The organism is Pseudomonas sp. Wu6, from assembly GCF_019891515.1.
In the GTDB taxonomy this organism is placed as follows: domain Bacteria; phylum Pseudomonadota; class Gammaproteobacteria; order Pseudomonadales; family Pseudomonadaceae; genus Aquipseudomonas; species Aquipseudomonas orientalis_A.
Map to the genome: position 1 here is coordinate 97,692 of NZ_JAFLXH010000002.1, position 17,200 is coordinate 114,891.

17 protein-coding genes are annotated in these 17,200 nt (G+C 59.1%); 10 read left to right on the forward strand and 7 right to left on the reverse strand.

The window, feature by feature from the left end:
* Positions 1-60 precede the first annotated feature (60 nt).
* Both J1G34_RS01650 and J1G34_RS01655 read right to left on the reverse strand, forming a co-directional pair.
* On the reverse strand, positions 61-396 hold the full coding sequence (locus J1G34_RS01650; RefSeq protein WP_065894749.1) for a transcriptional regulator: 336 nt from the start codon (positions 394-396) through the stop codon (positions 61-63).
* Between the two features lie 74 nt (positions 397-470).
* On the reverse strand, positions 471-707 hold the full coding sequence (locus J1G34_RS01655; protein ID WP_065885165.1) for a glutaredoxin family protein: 237 nt from the start codon (positions 705-707) through the stop codon (positions 471-473).
* A gap of 314 nt (positions 708-1,021) precedes the next feature.
* On the opposite strand from J1G34_RS01655, the gene J1G34_RS01660 reads away from it, so the two are divergent.
* The 7 genes from J1G34_RS01660 to J1G34_RS01690 all read left to right on the forward strand — a co-directional run bounded on the left by J1G34_RS01660 (position 1,022) and on the right by J1G34_RS01690 (position 8,653).
* Positions 1,022-1,336, forward strand: a complete 315-nt coding sequence (locus J1G34_RS01660) for an ElaB/YgaM/YqjD family protein (protein WP_065885163.1) — start codon at positions 1,022-1,024, stop codon at positions 1,334-1,336.
* A gap of 4 nt (positions 1,337-1,340) precedes the next feature.
* Positions 1,341-1,730: a phage holin family protein gene (locus J1G34_RS01665; RefSeq protein WP_057722765.1), complete on the forward strand. Its 390-nt coding sequence runs from the start codon at positions 1,341-1,343 to the stop codon at positions 1,728-1,730.
* Positions 1,727-2,065 (forward strand): hypothetical protein, encoded by a 339-nt coding sequence (locus J1G34_RS01670; protein WP_065885162.1) that lies wholly within the window; start codon positions 1,727-1,729, stop codon positions 2,063-2,065. The genes J1G34_RS01665 and J1G34_RS01670 overlap by 4 nt, the downstream gene beginning before the upstream one ends.
* Before the next feature lie 168 nt (positions 2,066-2,233).
* Positions 2,234-3,565, forward strand: a complete 1,332-nt coding sequence (locus tag J1G34_RS01675) for a deoxyguanosinetriphosphate triphosphohydrolase (protein ID WP_065885161.1) — start codon at positions 2,234-2,236, stop codon at positions 3,563-3,565.
* Positions 3,566-3,731: 166 nt separating this feature from the next.
* Positions 3,732-4,118 carry a response regulator gene (locus tag J1G34_RS01680; RefSeq protein WP_065894808.1) on the forward strand — a complete coding sequence of 129 codons (387 nt, stop codon included), beginning with the start codon at positions 3,732-3,734 and terminating at the stop codon, positions 4,116-4,118.
* 264 nt (positions 4,119-4,382) lie between these two features.
* Positions 4,383-5,009, forward strand: coding sequence for a response regulator transcription factor (locus tag J1G34_RS01685; RefSeq protein ID WP_065885160.1), 627 nt, complete (start codon positions 4,383-4,385; stop codon positions 5,007-5,009).
* Between the two features lie 8 nt (positions 5,010-5,017).
* The gene (locus J1G34_RS01690) at positions 5,018-8,653 is read left to right on the forward strand and encodes a transporter substrate-binding domain-containing protein (protein WP_222993133.1); all 3,636 of its coding nucleotides are present in this window, start codon (positions 5,018-5,020) and stop codon (positions 8,651-8,653) included.
* A 150-nt stretch (positions 8,654-8,803) separates the two neighbouring features.
* Here the strand turns inward: J1G34_RS01690 and J1G34_RS01695 are convergent, their stop codons facing one another.
* Together J1G34_RS01695 and J1G34_RS01700 are read right to left on the reverse strand one after the other, a co-directional pair.
* Positions 8,804-9,286, reverse strand: a complete 483-nt coding sequence (locus J1G34_RS01695) for a GAF domain-containing protein (RefSeq protein WP_065894712.1) — start codon at positions 9,284-9,286, stop codon at positions 8,804-8,806.
* Positions 9,283-10,173 (reverse strand): ATP-binding protein, encoded by an 891-nt coding sequence (locus J1G34_RS01700; protein ID WP_065936909.1) that lies wholly within the window; start codon positions 10,171-10,173, stop codon positions 9,283-9,285. Before J1G34_RS01700 ends, J1G34_RS01695 begins: the two co-directional genes overlap by 4 nt.
* Before the next feature lie 161 nt (positions 10,174-10,334).
* Between J1G34_RS01700 and J1G34_RS01705 the strand changes: the two genes are divergently transcribed.
* The gene (locus J1G34_RS01705) at positions 10,335-12,644 is read left to right on the forward strand and encodes a hybrid sensor histidine kinase/response regulator (protein WP_222993135.1); all 2,310 of its coding nucleotides are present in this window, start codon (positions 10,335-10,337) and stop codon (positions 12,642-12,644) included.
* A gap of 16 nt (positions 12,645-12,660) precedes the next feature.
* Here the strand turns inward: J1G34_RS01705 and J1G34_RS01710 are convergent, their stop codons facing one another.
* Positions 12,661-13,146 carry a glutathione peroxidase gene (locus J1G34_RS01710; protein ID WP_222993137.1) on the reverse strand — a complete coding sequence of 162 codons (486 nt, stop codon included), beginning with the start codon at positions 13,144-13,146 and terminating at the stop codon, positions 12,661-12,663.
* A 287-nt stretch (positions 13,147-13,433) separates the two neighbouring features.
* Complete coding sequence (gene msrB, locus J1G34_RS01715) at positions 13,434-13,826, reverse strand: peptide-methionine (R)-S-oxide reductase MsrB (RefSeq protein WP_222993139.1); 393 nt, start codon at positions 13,824-13,826, stop codon at positions 13,434-13,436.
* 201 nt (positions 13,827-14,027) lie between these two features.
* On the opposite strand from msrB, the gene J1G34_RS01720 reads away from it, so the two are divergent.
* Both J1G34_RS01720 and htpX read left to right on the forward strand, forming a co-directional pair.
* On the forward strand, positions 14,028-15,239 hold the full coding sequence (locus J1G34_RS01720; protein WP_065885153.1) for a pyridoxal phosphate-dependent aminotransferase: 1,212 nt from the start codon (positions 14,028-14,030) through the stop codon (positions 15,237-15,239).
* Between the two features lie 304 nt (positions 15,240-15,543).
* Complete coding sequence (gene htpX / locus J1G34_RS01725) at positions 15,544-16,431, forward strand: protease HtpX (RefSeq protein ID WP_065885152.1); 888 nt, start codon at positions 15,544-15,546, stop codon at positions 16,429-16,431.
* Positions 16,432-16,487: 56 nt separating this feature from the next.
* Here htpX and J1G34_RS01730 read toward each other — a convergent pair whose 3' ends face one another.
* Entirely contained in the window at positions 16,488-17,144 is a 657-nt protein-coding gene (locus J1G34_RS01730; RefSeq protein WP_222993141.1) for a thiopurine S-methyltransferase, read from the reverse strand.
* Positions 17,145-17,200 lie beyond the last annotated feature (56 nt).

The following is a 17,200-nucleotide window of genomic DNA, read 5'->3' on the forward strand; positions in this document are numbered from 1 at the left end:
CCTGGAAATAAACAGGCGGGCATTATCCCGCATGGCGCGGGATTGAGCCTAGGAGAGATCTCAGACCTTGGCCAGTTGCACGCGCAAAACCGGTGAAGCGCTCGCCGCCTCGGTAAACTCCTTGAGCCAGCGCAGTACGTCCACGGCCTCCCAACGGCCCGGGTCGTACAGTGCGTAGAGCAGGCCCTGATAGCCCACCACATCCAGCTGCTTGTGATAACCGGCACGCTGGAACAGCGCTTCGATTTCTGCGAAACAGGTGTTGAAATGCACCTTGTTGAAGGGCGTCTTGCCTTCCGTGACCAGGCCATCGAGGCGCAGCTCGTTCACCGCATCGCGCACGATGTCGGCGGACATGCGATTGACGCTGCTTTTCAGTTGTTCGACATTCACCACGGGCGTTCCCTCTATTCAATCGCTGTACAAACATACAGTAACGTAATATTCGGAAACTCGCCATCGCATAAACGTCAGCGCAGGAAGGCAACCACCTGCTCGGTGTCGAACGGCCAGTCCAACTCAGCCCCCGTGTCCACCCGCCTGAGCACCGGAATCCGCAGGCCGTAGACCTCGGTCAGGTCGTCGGGATCGGTGATATCCACCAGCTCCACGAGCAACCCGTGCTCGACGAGCGGCATGATTTCGGCTTCGGCAATTTCACATAGATGGCAACCCAGGGTGCCGAACAGCTGGCATTCAGCAAGCATGGCAAATGCACTCGGATGGAAAACACCTCACCATTCTAAGCCCAACGCGGCCCGCAAAGGCGCTTGATCACGCCATATACCCGCAGGTCGCCGACCAGCGCGACGGCGACGCCAAGGGCGGTACCTATTTGCGCGAGTTTGAGTTAATTAGGGTAAGGTTTTTCAAGGCTTGCGTTGCGACCGCCCGGATTGAGCGCAGCCCCAGGGCGTGCGCACCAAGGCAAAGCAAAAGCGGTACCACACAATCGCAGTGAACCTTCGGCAAACCCCGCGACTCGAAACCACACGTACAGAACAGCCACACGGAGATAACCATGGCCGGTAAATCAGCAAAGACTGCTCAAGAAATACTGATGGCGGATTTTCAGACCCTCGTCGCCGATACCGAAAGGTTGCTCGACGACACCGCCGTCCTGGCCGGTGACCAGGCCGATGAGCTGCGTACCAGGATCCATGAAAGCCTGCTCAAGGCTCGCGAAACCCTGCAGTTGACCGAAGACTCCCTGCGTGAGCGCGGCCAGGCGGCAATCACTGCAACGGAAGACTACGTGCAGGCCAACCCGTGGCAGTCCGTCGGCATCGCTGCCGGCGTAGGCTTTTTGATCGGTCTGCTGGCTACCAGGCGCTAATATCATGGCTATCGACGAATCCAGCTCGTCAAAGGGCGCAGGTACCACCTCCCGTCGCTTGGGCGCCGCCGTGCTCGGCTTATTGCACAGCCATGTCGAACTCTTTGGCATCGAGTTGCAGGAGCAGAAGGCACGCACTGTCAGCCTGCTGCTGTTCGCCGGCCTGGCGTTGGTGTTTGCCCTGCTGCTGTTGGTAGGGTTATCGACACTGGTCATGATCCTGGTGTGGGACACCGGCTACCGCCTCACCGGCATCATCTGTCTGTGTGTGTTCTACACCCTGGCCGCAGCGTTCTGCGGGGTACGCTTGAAAGCGGCGGTGTTCGATGAGTCCACGCCTTTCCATGCCACCCTCGAAGAACTGGCCAATGACCGGGAGCGCCTGTTGCCATGAGCCTGCCTGAACCGCAAAACACGTCCCGTCGGGAAATGCGCAAGGCGTTGATTCGCCTGCGCATGGAAATGCACCGTCAGGAAATCCGTCATGAATCCCAGCAACTCATGGCGCCCCTGCACAGAGTGCGCGACATGCGTCACAACTGGCAGGACAGCCTGGGCATCAAGCACGCGCCGCTGTGGGGCGTGGCGGCGGTGACCCTGATGGGGTTCTTTACCGGCAAAGGCGCCAAGGGCGGCAGTATCAGCAGCGTAACGCGCCTGGTACGGCTGGGGGCCGGGTTGATTCCGCTGATCAAGCTGGCCATGCAAGGCGCCTCGCGCAAACGATAAGCCCCGCTCGTTCAACACCACGTCCTGACCGCCGGGCCATTTGCGCAACGGCGGCCGGGACTTGTTGTTCATCGCTATCGAAACAATCGACTTCAACATTTGCGCTTGCCCCGCCTGCGTGGAAACGGGAAGCTGCAACTGTCATTTACCGTACGGAGCGTACCCGCCTTGGATTGGCCCACCCTGTTGACCCGCGAACGTCTTGGCAAGCCGCTGCACAGCCCTGAAGAACTGGGCCGCAGCCCTTTCCACAAAGACCATGACCGCATTATTTTCTCTGGCGCTTTCCGTCGCCTGGGCCGCAAGACCCAAGTGCATCCGGTGACGAGCAACGACCATATCCACACGCGCCTGACCCACTCGCTGGAAGTCAGTTGTGTGGGGCGCTCCCTTGGTATGCGCGTCGGCGAAACGCTGCGCGGTGCCCTCCCCGACTGGTGCGATCCGAGCGATCTGGGCATGGTGGTGCAATCGGCCTGCCTGGCCCATGACATCGGCAATCCGCCCTTCGGGCACTCCGGCGAAGACGCGATTCGCCACTGGTTCCAGCAGGCCGCCGGGCGCGGCTGGCTGGATGACATGAGCGGTGCCGAGCGCAATGACTTCCTCAACTTCGAAGGCAATGCCCAGGGTTTCCGCGTACTGACCCAGCTTGAGTATCATCAATTCGACGGCGGCACGCGGCTGACCTATGCCACCTTGGGCACCTACCTCAAGTACCCCTGGACTGCCCGCCACGCGGACTCGTTGGGCTACAAGAAACACAAGTTCGGCTGCTACCAGAGTGAGTTGCCGATTCTGGAGCAGATCGCGCAAAAACTCGGCCTGCCTCAACTGGAGGAACAACGCTGGGCGCGCCACCCGCTGGTGTACTTGATGGAGGCCGCCGACGACATCTGCTATGCGTTGATCGACCTGGAAGATGGCCTGGAAATGGAGTTGCTCGAGTACGCCGAAGTCGAGTCACTGCTGCTCGACCTGGTGGGTGATGACCTGCCGCAGACGTATCGACAATTAGGCGCGTCGGACTCCCGCCGTCGCAAGTTGGCAATCCTGCGCGGCAAGGCCATTGAGCACCTGACCAACGCGGCGGCGCGTGCCTTCGTCGAACAGCAGGACGCGCTGCTTGCCGGCACCCTGCCTGGCGATCTGGTGGAACACATGCACGGTCCGGCAAAGCGTTGCGTACTGGATGCCAAGGACATGGCGCGCAAGAAAATCTTCCAGGACAAGCGCAAGACCCTGCATGAAATCGGCGCCTACACCACCCTGGAGATTCTGCTGAACGCATTTTGCGGTGCGGCCCTGGAGCAACACGGCGGGCGCACGCCGTCGTTCAAGAACCGGCGCATCCTCGACTTGCTGGGCAACAGCGCGCCGGACCCCGCCTGGTCGTTACATGCCTCGTTCCTGCGCATGATCGACTTCATCGCCGGCATGACCGACAGCTATGCCACCGAGATGGCGCGGGAAATGACCGGGCGCTCCAGTCCTCAATAACGTCCTGACCACGCCGCCCTGCGCCCTAAAGGAATTGCCCTACGATGGGAACAGAGCGGCCTGATCGAATTCGTACATATTCCCGAGGAATAATCACGCACGCCGCCGTGAACCAGACGAGCAACCCCCACGCTCCCATCGATGCTTGACTTACTGTGTGCTCTTTATGCCCAGACACCCCCTTCGTATTCTTCTGGTGGAGGATCATCCCTTTCAACTCCTGGCCACCCAGTGCCTGCTGAGAAGCTTTGGTTTCGACCAGCTCACCCCCGTGGAAAATGCGGAGCAGGCCATACGCACAATGACTCAGTGCAAGTTCTCTTACGACTTGATGTTATGCGACCAATGCCTGCCTGACCTGCCCGGTCTGGAACTGGTGGAAATCGCCAGCCGCGGTCAATTTATTACCAGTGCGATTCTATTGAGCAGTCTCCCAGCGACGGAACTGCTCAAACTGACCACACAAGCTGCGCAGCGCAACCTTCCACTGCTGGGCTGTTTGTCAAAACCGTTAAACAGAGATGAACTTGCAAGTTTAATGGTCTTGACTTAACCCCTGTCAAAGTAAGAACTTTAACCTTATCAACTGCGAAAAATAACGTAATCATCGTCGCAAAACGCTTTTGACCGCTGGCCATGCCAGACACCCTGAAAGCCCAAACATCAAGTTTCACAATTACCGATCGACTTGTAGGATTCTACCTTTTTTGACGTAGGAAACTTCCTGTTTTGTACTTGTTCACCCCTCGCTTCATGCTGCTGCCGCTTCTTCTGAGCTAATGTGACCGCTTTATTTGCACCTGCATGGAATTTGATTATGAACACCGTTTTTATTATCGACGACCACCCCGTTATACGGCTTGCCATCAGAATGTTACTGGAACACGAAGGCTACAAAGTCGTTGGAGAAACGGATAACGGATGCGATGCCATACAAATGGTCCGCGAATGCCTGCCCGACCTGGTAGTCCTGGATATCAGCATCCCGAAACTTGACGGCCTCGAAGTGCTCTGCCGATTCAACGCCATGAACACTTCGATGAAAACCCTGGTGCTCACGGCCCAGTGCCCAACCCTGTTTGCCACGCGCTGCATGCGTTCCGGCGCTGACGGTTATGTCTGCAAGGAAGGCGACCTGACCGAACTGCTGAGCGCCATTCGTGCCGTACTTTCCGGTTACAACTACTTCCCCAGCCAGGCATTAAATGCAAATGGAACCGAAGGCGCGGACACTCAGGAGCTGGAACTGTTCAAAGCCGTTAACGACCGGGAACTCATGGTCCTGCAACTTTTTGCACAAGGTCGCACTAATAAGGAAATAGCCAAAGGCATGTTCCTGAGCAATAAAACAGTCAGCACCTATAAAAAGCGTTTAATGCAAAAACTAAAAGCTCAATCTTTAGTTGAGCTCATCGAGATGGCAAAACGAAACGCGCTAGTGTGAGAAAACGGATGCCCAGCCGTATCAAGGACTATTTGATCATATTGAGTGCCAGCTTGTACTTCAGCACTGCCGTGCTCGCGGACTCCTCCATCCCCCCACAGCACTTCACCTTATTGAGTCGCGCGGGAACCGTTCAACTGGACACTCGACTGGACAGAACCCAGCGCCAGTGGCTGCAGTACAAGCGCGAGCTGGTACTGGGTACTGCTGCGCCTGACTACCCGCCGTTCGACCTCACCTCCAGTGGCCGCGACTACGAGGGGCTCACGGCAGATTATGCGGGTCTACTGGCCAAGGCGCTCGCCATACCGGTCAAGGTCCTGCGTTACCCTTCCCGTTTGTCCGCCATTGAAGCCCTTGAAGCCGGCGACATTGACTTGCTGGGCTCCTCCAATGGCTTTGAGGCCGCAAACCCCCATCTCACACTGTCGGCCCCTTATGCCGTGGACCAGCCGGTACTGGTCACTCGCGAAGGAGAAACCCGCAGTCTCGGCAATGGCCTGGAAGGGTTGCGCTTGAGCCTGGTTTACCATTACCTGCCCCTCGACGAGGTGGAGAAGCTGTACCCCAAGGCAGATATCCGCCCCTATCCCTCTTATCAGAATGCGCTGAATGCCGTGGCATTCGACCAGGCAGATGTGTTTCTGGGCGACACCATTTCCACCCATTTCATGATTAACAAGGGCTACCTCAAGAACATTCGCATGGCCAATTTCGGCAAGCATGAGGCTTACGGTTTCAGCTTCGCCCTGCGCCACGACAACCTGATTCTCTTGAGCATTGTCGACACGGTGCTGGCGGCTGTGCCCATCAACGAACGCGACAGCATCGCCAAGCGCTGGAGCGCCGGCAGCGATATCCTGCTGACCGACAAGAAACTGCAACTGACTCCGCGCGAAGAACGCTGGTTGAAGGCCAATCCGGTTGTGAAGGTTGTCGTCAATGAAACCTTTGCCCCCCTCACCTTCTTCGACGCAGAGGGCAACTTTCGCGGTATCACCGCCGACCTCCTAGAACTCATTCGCTTGCGGACGGGCTTGCGTTTCGCGGTTCAGCGCGGGCGTGAGGTCGACGATATGATCGAGCAGGTCGCCGCACAGAATATCGACATCATCGGGGCCATCGTGCCGAGTAACCAACGGGAGGCGCAGTTGAGTTTCAGCCGCCCCTACCTGGAAAACTCCTATGTGCTGCTGACCCGCAAAGAGCCTGGAGCGCCCCTGAACCTGGAGCAGATGACGGGCAAGCGCCTGGCGGTGACCCAAGGTACCCCACTGGCCGATACCTTGCGCAAGGACTATCCCCGGATTCAACTGGTGGAAACCGGCGATACCTTCAGGGCATCCGAGTTGCTCGCACAAGGGCAAGTGGACGGCGCTGTGAACACGCTGCTGATCGCCAACTACTTCCTGTCCTCGAAGGTTTTCCGGGACAAGTTGCAGATCACTACCACCATCGGCACCAGCCCGGCGACGTTCGCCCTGGCCACATCCCGCCATGCCACCGAATTGAGCTCGATCCTCGACAAAGCGCTGCTCAGTATCGCCCCGGATGAAATGGGCGTGATCAACAGCCGCTGGCGCGGCTACACCGTCGAGTCCGACAGCTATTGGCGCAATTACAACCAGTTGATTGCCAGGATCGTCATCGGAACCGGGTTGTTGCTTTTGGTTTCGCTGACCTGGAATGCCTACATGCGCCGCCAGATCAGGCAACGAAAAATGGCCGAGCGCGCCCTCAACGACCAGTTCGAGTTCATGCGCGCGCTGGTCAACGAAACGCCACACCCCATCTATGTACGCGATCGTAACGGCTTGCTGCAAACCTGCAATGACAGCTACCTGCAGACATTCGACGTCAAGCGAGAGGAGGTGATCGGCAAAAGCGTGACCCAGATGAACATGGCCCTGGCGCCCGAAGCAGCGCAGTACCATGCCGATTACCTGCGGGTGGTGGCCGAGGGCACGCCCTTGATCCTGGACCGCACCCTGCATATCCATGAGAGGAAGCTGACGATCTACCACTGGATCCTGCCCTACCGCGACTCCATCGGCGAAGTCCAGGGCATCATTGGCGGCTGGATCGACATCAGTGAACGGCGCCAGTTGTTTGATGAGCTGCGTGCCGCCAAGGAACGCGCCGATGAGGCCAACCGCGCCATAAGCACCTTCCTTGCCACCATGAGCCACGAGATACGCACGCCGATGAACGCGGTGATCGGCATGCTGGAACTGACGCTCAAGCGCGCCGACCAGGGCCATCTCGACCGGCCGGCGATAGAAGTGGCGTACAACTCGGCCAAGGATCTACTGGAGCTGATCGGCGATATTCTCGATATCGCGCGTATTGAGTCCGGGCGCCTGAGCCTGGCCCCGGAGCGCGTCAATCTGCGGGAGGTGATTGAGTCGGTGGTGCGTGTCTTCGATGGGCTTGCCCGCCAGAAAACCCTCAGCCTGCTATTGGAATTCAAGCCCGATCCGAGCGACATCGAAGTCTTGATCGACCCGCTGCGCTTCAAGCAAGTGCTGTCCAACCTCGTGAGCAACGCCATCAAGTTCACCGAACATGGGCAGGTGAAGATCAAGGTTGAGGTGCAACCGAGCCAGACACCGGAACAGGTCGAACTGAAGCTGGTGGTGGAGGACACCGGCATAGGCATCAACCGGGAAGACCAGCAGCGCCTGTTCGAGCCATTCGCCCAAGCCGACAACTCCGGGCACCTGGCCAGAAGTGGCGCCGGCCTGGGCCTGGTGATCTGCCGCAGCCTCTGCGCAATGATGGGCGGCCAGTTAAGCTTGAGCAGCGTGCCCATGGTCGGCACCCAGGTGCACGTCAACCTGAAAATGCCGCGCCTGCACCCGGTGACGACCGTGGGCGAGCATGCACCCGCCAAGCCGGCCTCTACCCCGGTACTCAATGTGCTGGTGGTAGACGACCACCCGGCGAACCGCCTGCTGATGTGCCAGCAACTGGGCTACCTGGGCCATCAGTTCACCGCCGCCGAGCACGGTGCCGCCGGGTTCCAGGCCTGGCGCCAGGAACAGTTCGACCTGGTGATCGCCGACTGCAACATGCCCATCATGAATGGCTACGAGTTAAGCCGTTCCATTCGTGAGTACGAGCAACGCGAACAGTTGGCACCCTGCGTGGTACTGGGGTTCACCGCCAATGCCCAGCCGGAAGAAAGACAACGCTGCCTGGAAGCGGGCATGGACGACTGCCTGTTCAAGCCCATCAGTCTCACGATACTGGAGCGGCAACTGGCGCAGATCACACCGCAGCCCACGAGCCAGCGCCTGGACCTGGCGTGCCTGGACGCGCTGACGGGAGGCGATCCGCAATTGAGTCGACGGTTGCTCGAAGAACTGCTGACCAGCAGCGTTCATGATCGTCAGGCACTCACCGCGCTACTGGAGCGCAAGGCGTCGCCCATGGACATCATCGAACAAGCCCACAAGATCAAGGGGGCCGCACGCATCGTCCAAGCCAATGCCCTGGCCGGGCAATGCGAAGCCTTGGAACAAGCCTGTTCCCGCGACGATGATCGGCGAGTGGTCGAGGCGGGGATCAAATCCCTGGAAAAGCTCATGCTCGAGCTGGAACGGGCGCTGCAAGTTCAACTGCATGAACTGGACAGCCAATAAGTCAGTGTAGGAGCGAGCTTGCTCGCGAAAAACTCACAGGCACCGCGTTCATTCAGGAAGCACGCGTTATCGTTGACATTTTTCGCGAGCAAGCTCCCTCCTACAAGGGCGGTATACGCTTAACTGACTGGCGTTCCCCGCCTCGCTCGCTCAGCAATCGGTCAAGCGCAGGAAAATAGCTGCCAACTGTTCGATACCCAACTGGTCCTCGGGGGTAAAACGAGCCAGCGACGGGCTGTCGAGGTCAAGGACGCCAATCAATTGGCCGTTCTTGACCAGCGGCACCACCAATTCGCTGTTTGAGGCGCTGTCACAGGCAATGTGCCCGGCAAACGCATGCACGTCTTCCACTCGCTGGGTCTGCCGGGTCGCGGCGGCGGCTCCGCACACACCACGACCGAAAGGGATCCGCACACAGGCAATCTGGCCCTGGAATGGGCCAAGCACCAGCTCATCATTGCGATTAAGGTAGAAACCCGCCCAGTTCAGGTCGTCCAGTTGATTGAACAGGAACGCGGAGAATTGCGCACTGTTGGCGATGAAATCCCGCTCATCGGCCAGCAGCGATTCCAGTTGCGCGCACAGCAGCGCATAGCCATCCAGACCGGTGCCGGTCTGTTGCAAATCGATCATGGTTGACGCTCCAGCAATTTGAGACCCACCCAGTAACGGGCGAACTGATAGGCACAGCGGCCATTACGGTTACCGCGGCCGGTAGCCCAGCGCACGGCGAGAATGTCGAGTTGTTCATCGCGCTGCCACTGCAGGCCGGCCTTGCCTGCAAGCTCACCGATCCAGTGTTCCACCACATCCAGGAAGTGTTCCTGGGTGAATGGATAGAACGACAGCCACAGGCCAAAACGGTCGGACAGGGCGATCTTGTCTTCCACCGCCTCGCTCGGGTGCAGTTCGCCATCCACGCGCTTCCAATTGTCGTTGTCACTCTGGTTCTCCGGCACCAGGTGACGGCGGTTGGAGGTGGCGTACAGCAATACGTTTTCCGGCGCCTGCTCCAGGGAACCATCCAGTACACTCTTGAGCACGCGATAGTCGCCTTCGCCTGCTTCGAACGAGAGGTCGTCGCAGAACAGAATGAAACGCTGCGGCAGCTTGAGCAGTTGCTCGACCACGCGCGGCAGGTCGGCCAGGTGGTCACGCTCAATTTCGATCAAGCGCAGGCCGGCCTTGGCATGCTGGGCGAGCAAGGCGCGGACCATGGAGGACTTGCCGGTGCCACGCGAACCCCATAGCAGCGCATGGTTGGCGGGTAAGCCGTCAAGAAACTGCTGGGTGTTGCGCGCCAGCGTTTCGCGTTGCTTGTCGACGCCGATCAGGTCCGACAGACGCATGTCCAGGCTCACTTGCAGCGGCAACAGGAAGCCTGTGCGGCCCTCGCGCTGCCAGCGCGCGGCCAGGCAGTGATTCCAGTCAATGGCTTGGCGCGCAGCGGGTAACAGGGGTTCCAGGCGCGCGAGCACTGCGTCAGCCCGCTCAAGAAAGGCACTCAATCGAGAATCCACGTCTATTCCTCTGGCAAGTTCTTGTAAAAGATGGCGTATTGGCAACCCAGCGGCAGACCGCACAAGGCTGCGAAATTCGATTCATGCCGGGCAAGTCAGCATTGGTGGATGTTCAGCTATGCTTGCCGGGCGAAGGGAAACGTGAAGTGGTTCAACACTCGATGGATATCAAGTTCGCCCACCGCTTGTCTTATAAACAAGCCAGATTGACTGTGCTGGTCGGTTTCGTCTTGGGAACCTTGCTCAGTCTTATCCAAATCGGCATTGATTATGCCAGCGAAGACGCATCCATCAACCGCGAAATACGCTCGCTGATCGAAATCAGCCATAACCCCGCCTCGCGCATCGCCTATAACATCGATGCCGAACTCGCCCAGGAACTGACCCTGGGCCTGCTGCACTCCCCTGTCATTGTTCACGCCCAGTTGATCGACAACAACGGCGTGGTGCTGGCCGACGTCGACCGGCCGCGCAAGGAAAGCCATTATCGGCCCGTCAGCGATTTTCTGTTTGGCGCCAACCGTCCATTCGAGGACCGTCTGTACCTCAGCCACATGCCCGACGAATCCCTCGGGGTGTTGCGCCTGGATGTAGACACCTACGCGTTCGGCAGCCGCTTCCTGCGCCGCGCCGAGGTCACGTTGCTCAACGGTTTTATCCGCAGCCTGCTGTTGACCGGGATCCTGCTGGGCTTGTTCTACGTCATGCTCACCCAACCGCTGGTACGCATTATCCGAGCGTTGAGCACGCGCCGACAGGCGCGCCTGGACTGCCCGCCGGGCCATGAGCATGACGAAATCGGTGTGCTGGTCAACGTTGCCAACCAGCAGTTCGAAAACATGGAAACCGAGATTCAGCAGCGTCGCCATGCCGAGGATCGTCTCACCGAATACCTGGGTCAGCTCGAGGACATCGTTTCTGCGCGCACCCTCGAGCTCAAGACCAGCAACCAACGCTTGAGCCAGTTCAATGATGAACTGGAGGCTGCCAGATTGACCGCCCTGGAAATGGCCCAGGCGCGGGCGGCGTTCCTGGCCAACATGAGCCATGAAATCCGCACCCCGCTCAATGGCCTGCTGGGCATGATTGCCCTGTCGCTGGACAGCTCGCTCAATGCCGAGCAGCGCCAGCAACTGTCCATCGCCCATGACTCCGGCAAGGTCCTGGTGGAGTTGCTCAACGATATCCTCGACTTGTCCAAGTTCGACGCCGGTCAACTGGAGCTTGAGCGTATCGCGTTCGACCTGGGCTCACTGGTGGAAGACACCGCCAACCTGCTGTCGCAAAACGCCGCACCCAGCGTGGAACTGACCTGCCTGATCGACCCGCTGTTTCCTGCACAGGTGATCGGCGACCCGACGCGGGTACGGCAAATCGTCAGTAACCTGCTGTCCAATGCCTTGAAGTTCACCCGCTTCGGCCGCGTGGATGTGCGCCTGAGCCAACACGGCGATGGCGTACGCATTGAGGTCTGCGATACCGGCATCGGCATTGCCCAGGACGCGCAGGTGAAGATTTTCCAGCCGTTTACCCAGGCCGGCGCCGGTATCACGCGCCAATTTGGCGGCACGGGCCTGGGGCTCGCATTGACCCATAACCTGTGCGAGGCCATGCAGGGCCGCTTGAGTATCAGTTCGGAGGTCGGCTTCGGCAGCCAGTTCTGCGTCGACCTGCCGCTGCCCACCCACTTGCCGGCGGTGGCTCAAGTACCACTGGCGGGCGACGTGATCGTCATTACCAACCCAAGCAGTGGCCTGGGAGAGTTGCTCACCCTGCTGCTGCCCCACTGGGGGTTGGCGCCGCGTTGTTATTCCATGGAAGACGACCTGAGCGGACAGCATCCCGACCTGTTGATCACCGATTGCCCGGAGTGCCTGTTCCGCCTGAGGCTGGGCATTACCGCGCCGATCCTGGTAGTAACGGCCTATGGCAATTTCATGCCCGGCGAAGAAGTCGCGGCGCTGGCACCGCTGCAGCAACAGGCACGCCCGCTGAGCCGTAACGCGCTCTATCAGATCCTGCAGCGTAATTTGCACAGCGACACGCAACCGATGGCGGACCCGGTCCGAATCGACGCCACGTCACTCAGCCATCGCGCGCGCATCCTGCTGGTGGAGGACAACCCGGTCAATCAACTGGTGGCCAAGGGCATGCTCGGCAAGCTTGGCTGCGAGGTCATTGTGGCCGCCCATGGTGGCGAAGCCCTCAAGTGTCTTGAGGACCAACGTTTCGATCTGGTGTTGATGGACTGCAACATGCCCGTGATGAACGGCTACGAAGCGAGCCGGCAGATTCGCCGGAGCGGCCGCTGGCCAGACCTGCCGATCGTTGCCTTGACCGCCAACGCCCTCGCCGAAGAGCGTGAACGTTGCCGTGCGGCGGGGATGAATGACTACCTGGCCAAGCCGTTTCGCCGTGAAGAACTCAAAGCCCTGCTGGACCTGTGGGTGCCTGAGACGACAAGCCTCTGACTGGGGCCGGCATCGGTCATTTGAGCAGCGCTTCAATCTCCTGGCTCAGAGCCTGAGGCTTGGTGGTCGGTGCAAAACGCTTGACCTGCCTGCCATCACGTCCGATGAGGAACTTGGTGAAATTCCATTTGATACTCTTTGAGCCCAGCAGCCCCGGCGCCTGCTTTTTCAACTGCACGAACAGCGGGTGGGCGTCGCCGCCGTTGACGTCGATCTTTTTGAACAAAGGGAAACTGACGCCGAAGTTCAGCTCGCAGAACTCGGCAATCGCGCCTTCGTTGCCCGGCTCCTGCTTGCCAAACTGATTGCACGGAAAGCCCAGCACCACCAGGCCCTGGTCCTTGTATTGCTGCCAGAGTTGTTCCAGGCCCTTGTACTGCGGGGTGAAACCACATTTGCTGGCGGTATTGACCACCAGGATGGCCCTGCCGGCAAAATCGGCCAAGGTCTTTTGCTCACCCTTGATGGTGGTGCAAGGGATGCTCAGCAGGTTTTCGCTCATGGCAGTGACTCTGGCAAAGGGGAAGCAGAAAGATAGTACGCAATTGAATTGTGTACAAACTAATAAGCGGGAATGATGACGTGCCATCAACCAGCCCCCAATGTGAATGCCAGTCAATAAAGGCTTTTTGTAGGAGCGAGCTTGCTCGCGAAAAACTCACAGTCCCCGCGCTCATTCAGAAAGCACGCATTATCGTCGACATTTTTCGCGAGCAAGCTCGCTCCTACAAAGGGCGATGTACGCTTAACGGACTGGCATTCCCACATTGTGGCCGAACACGTGTTCTCTCAGCGCGGCACCAGCTCCAGGCACACCGAGTTGATGCAGTAACGCAGGCCGGTCGGCGGCGGGCCGTCCGGGAACACGTGCCCCAGGTGTGCATCGCATTTGGCGCAGGTGACTTCGGTGCGGATCATGCCGTGGCTGACATCGCGGATCTCAACCATGGCACTGTCGGCAATCGGCTCGTAGAAGCTGGGCCAGCCGCAGCCTGAATCGAACTTGGCCTTGGAATCGAACAGCGGCTCATTGCAGCAAATGCAGTGATACACGCCGTCGGTCTTGGTTTCGTTGTACTTGCCGCTGAAAGGTCGCTCAGTGCCTTTGAGACGGCACACGTTGTACTGCTCCGGATCGAGCATGGCTTTCCATTCTTCAACGGTTTTCTGCAGCTTTTCCATGGGTACACCTCGGCAACTGAAAAACCCTGATCTGTGTCTTTTCCGTGGATCAGGCGGCACGTATGATTGCGCCTCTTCAAAACGCCAGTCTGGCACCCGCGCCACCGGCATTCAAACGTATTTAAGGTGCGGGCCGCGCAGGATTCACAGTACGGTAGTGCCCACGCCGTCTGGATCGTTCATTTTCAGGATCACATCGCCATGCAGGTCAGCAAATCGAACAAGCTCGCCAACGTCTGCTACGACATTCGCGGCCCGGTGCTCAAGCACGCCAAACGCCTGGAAGAGGAAGGCCACCGCATCCTCAAGCTGAACATCGGCAACCCGGCGCCCTTTGGTTTCGAAGCGCCCGACGAAATCCTCCAGGACGTGATCCGCAACCTGCCCACGGCCCAGGGCTACAGCGACTCCAAAGGCCTGTTCAGCGCGCGCAAGGCGGTGATGCAGTATTACCAGCAGAAGCAGGTGGAAGGTGTCGGGATTGAGGACATCTACCTGGGCAATGGCGTGTCCGAGCTGATCGTGATGTCGCTGCAGGCCCTGCTCAACAACGGCGACGAAGTGCTGGTGCCGGCGCCGGACTACCCATTGTGGACCGCCGCCGTGACCCTGGCCGGTGGGCACCCGGTGCATTACCTCTGCGACGAAGGTGCCGACTGGTTCCCTGACCTGGCCGATATCAAGGCCAAGATCACCCCGAACACCAAGGCCCTGGTGATCATCAACCCGAACAACCCCACCGGTGCCGTGTATTCCAGGGAAGTGCTGCTGGGCATGCTTGAACTGGCGCGCCAACATAACCTGGTGGTGTTCTCCGACGAGATCTACGACAAGATCCTCTACGATGACGCGGTCCACGTATGCACCGCCTCCCTGGCACCCGACCTGCTGTGCCTGACCTTCAACGGGTTGTCCAAGTCCTACCGCGTCGCGGGCTTCCGCTCCGGCTGGATCGCCATCTCCGGGCCCAAGCACAACGCCCAGAGCTATATCGAAGGCATCGACATGCTGGCCAATATGCGCCTGTGCGCCAACGTGCCGAGCCAGCACGCGATCCAGACCGCCCTCGGCGGCTACCAGAGCATCAACGACCTGGTCCTGCCCCAGGGGCGCCTGCTGGAGCAGCGCAACCGTACCTGGGAGCTGCTCAACGCCATCCCGGGCGTCAGCTGCGTGAAGCCCATGGGGGCATTGTACGCGTTCCCGCGGATTGACCCGAAAGTCTGCCCGATCCTCAACGACGAAAAATTCGTGCTCGACCTGCTGCTGTCGGAAAAGCTGCTGGTAGTGCAAGGCACCGCGTTCAACTGGCCGTGGCCGGACCACTTCCGCGTGGTGACCCTACCGCGCGTGGATGAGCTGGATATGGCCATCGGTCGCATCGGCAACTTCCTCAAGTCCTATCGCCAGTAAGGGAAATGTGGCTGTACGACCTTCATTTGGTCGTACAGCGATTATCTGGCAACACTTCTTTGGCAAGAGCTGCCTCGGCGCCGACGATGGCACCGCGCCAGCCGCCCTGCCCTAGTGTTAACGGGCTGTTCGACACGCTTGGCGGCTAATCTACCGGGGATTGGATGTGGGAAAATCCCTTCAACGCGTTACATTTTCGCTGTAGGACACAGTTTGAAATAGTCGCCCGGTTGAATCACCCCAGGCCGCACCTTATATACCCCGCAGTAAGCGACATATTAAGCATGAGGAGAATTCTACAACCATGATGCGCATCCTGCTGTTCTTGGCCACTAACCTGGCAGTCGTACTGATTGCCAGCGTCACCCTGAGCCTTTTTGGCTTCAATGGGTTCATGGCGGCCAACGGGGTTGATCTGAACCTCAATCAGCTGCTGATTTTCTGTGCGGTCTTTGGTTTTGCCGGTTCGCTGTTCTCGCTGTTCATCTCCAAGTGGATGGCGAAAATGAGCACCAGCACCCAGATCATCACTCAACCACGCACTCGCCATGAACAATGGCTGATGCAAACCGTGGAGCAGTTGTCTCAAGAAGCAGGCATCAAAATGCCCGAGGTGGGGATTTTCCCTGCTTACGAGGCCAACGCCTTTGCCACCGGCTGGAACAAGAACGACGCACTGGTCGCCGTCAGCCAGGGCCTGCTGGAGCGTTTCTCGCCGGACGAAGTCAAAGCGGTGCTGGCACACGAGATCGGCCACGTGGCCAATGGCGACATGGTCACCCTCGCGCTGGTACAGGGCGTGGTGAACACCTTCGTGATGTTCTTCGCACGGATCATCGGCAACTTCGTCGACAAGGTGATCTTCAAGAATGAAGAAGGCCGCGGTATCGCCTACTTCGTGGCAACCATCTTCGCCGAGCTGGTGCTGGGTTTCCTGGCCAGCGCCATCGTGATGTGGTTCTCGCGTAAACGTGAGTTCCGCGCAGACGAAGCCGGCGCACGCCTGGCGGGCACCAGCGCGATGATCGGCGCACTGCAGCGCCTGCGCTCCGAACAAGGCCTGCCGGTGCATATGCCGGACAGCCTGACCGCCTTTGGTATCAACGGTGGTATCAAGCAAGGCCTGGCGCGCATGTTCATGAGCCACCCACCGCTGGAAGAGCGGATTGACGCATTGCGTCGTCGCGGCTGACAGCATCGGGCAAGACAAAAGGGGCGATTGAATCGCCCCTTTTTTGCGGGCGTGATTCAGACCCTGGTCAACCGGTAAACCCGCTCGTCAAGGCGGGTGACGCCGTCCTGAACAAACTTCCAGCTTTCGCCGAGAATGTCCTGCTCTTCGAGCCTGTCCAATGCCCAGTGCTCGCCCAGCAATACGCGCACTTCAGCATCGCTGACGGCAAAAGGCGGCCCGGCCTTTTGCACCTGGTCGTAATCGAGCGTAACCAGCAGGCCCTGACAACCACGGCCTAGCAAGGCAGTGAGGCGCTCGGCGTATTGGGCGCGCATCAGCGGCGGCAACGCGATCAACGCTGCACGGTCATACAGGGCGCTGCAACCAGCGACTGCCTGTGCGTCGAGCGCGAAGAAATCGCCACACCACACTTCGATCAAGCCCGTCTGGTACACCTTGAAGTCGCCCCTTCGGCTGATCTGCGGCGCCAGCCCCTGCTCGCTGAAAAACGCCTCAACCGCCTGCTCGGACAGTTCCACCCCCATCACGTGGCAGCCCTGACTGGCCAGCCATACCAGATCCAGGCTTTTGCCACACAACGGCACCAGCACCTTGGCCCCGTCCACCAGCCCCGACTGCGGCCAATGCCGCTGCAGATAGGGGTTGACCTCGGGCAAATGAAAGCCAATCTGGTTGCGGGCCCAACGCTCCTGCCAAAACTCAGGCTGCATAAATTACCTCGAAAATTCGATCAAAAAGCACTAAAACTTATATTAGATTTTGATTG

Coding starts and splice junctions, on each gene's coding strand:
- J1G34_RS01660 (WP_065885163.1), top strand. CDS start 1,022: ATGGCCGGTAAATCAGCAAAGACTGCTCAAGAAATACTGATGGCGGAT.
- J1G34_RS01710 (WP_222993137.1), bottom strand. CDS start 13,146: ATGAGCGAAAACCTGCTGAGCATCCCTTGCACCACCATCAAGGGTGAG.
- J1G34_RS01680 (WP_065894808.1), top strand. CDS start 3,732: ATGCCCAGACACCCCCTTCGTATTCTTCTGGTGGAGGATCATCCCTTT.
- J1G34_RS01705 (WP_222993135.1), top strand. CDS start 10,335: ATGGATATCAAGTTCGCCCACCGCTTGTCTTATAAACAAGCCAGATTG.
- J1G34_RS01690 (WP_222993133.1), top strand. CDS start 5,018: ATGCCCAGCCGTATCAAGGACTATTTGATCATATTGAGTGCCAGCTTG.
- J1G34_RS01730 (WP_222993141.1), bottom strand. CDS start 17,144: ATGCAGCCTGAGTTTTGGCAGGAGCGTTGGGCCCGCAACCAGATTGGC.
- J1G34_RS01685 (WP_065885160.1), top strand. CDS start 4,383: ATGAACACCGTTTTTATTATCGACGACCACCCCGTTATACGGCTTGCC.
- J1G34_RS01670 (WP_065885162.1), top strand. CDS start 1,727: ATGAGCCTGCCTGAACCGCAAAACACGTCCCGTCGGGAAATGCGCAAG.
- J1G34_RS01665 (WP_057722765.1), top strand. CDS start 1,341: ATGGCTATCGACGAATCCAGCTCGTCAAAGGGCGCAGGTACCACCTCC.
- J1G34_RS01695 (WP_065894712.1), bottom strand. CDS start 9,286: ATGATCGATTTGCAACAGACCGGCACCGGTCTGGATGGCTATGCGCTG.
- J1G34_RS01655 (WP_065885165.1), bottom strand. CDS start 707: ATGCTTGCTGAATGCCAGCTGTTCGGCACCCTGGGTTGCCATCTATGT.
- htpX (WP_065885152.1), top strand. CDS start 15,544: ATGATGCGCATCCTGCTGTTCTTGGCCACTAACCTGGCAGTCGTACTG.
- J1G34_RS01720 (WP_065885153.1), top strand. CDS start 14,028: ATGCAGGTCAGCAAATCGAACAAGCTCGCCAACGTCTGCTACGACATT.
- msrB (WP_222993139.1), bottom strand. CDS start 13,826: ATGGAAAAGCTGCAGAAAACCGTTGAAGAATGGAAAGCCATGCTCGAT.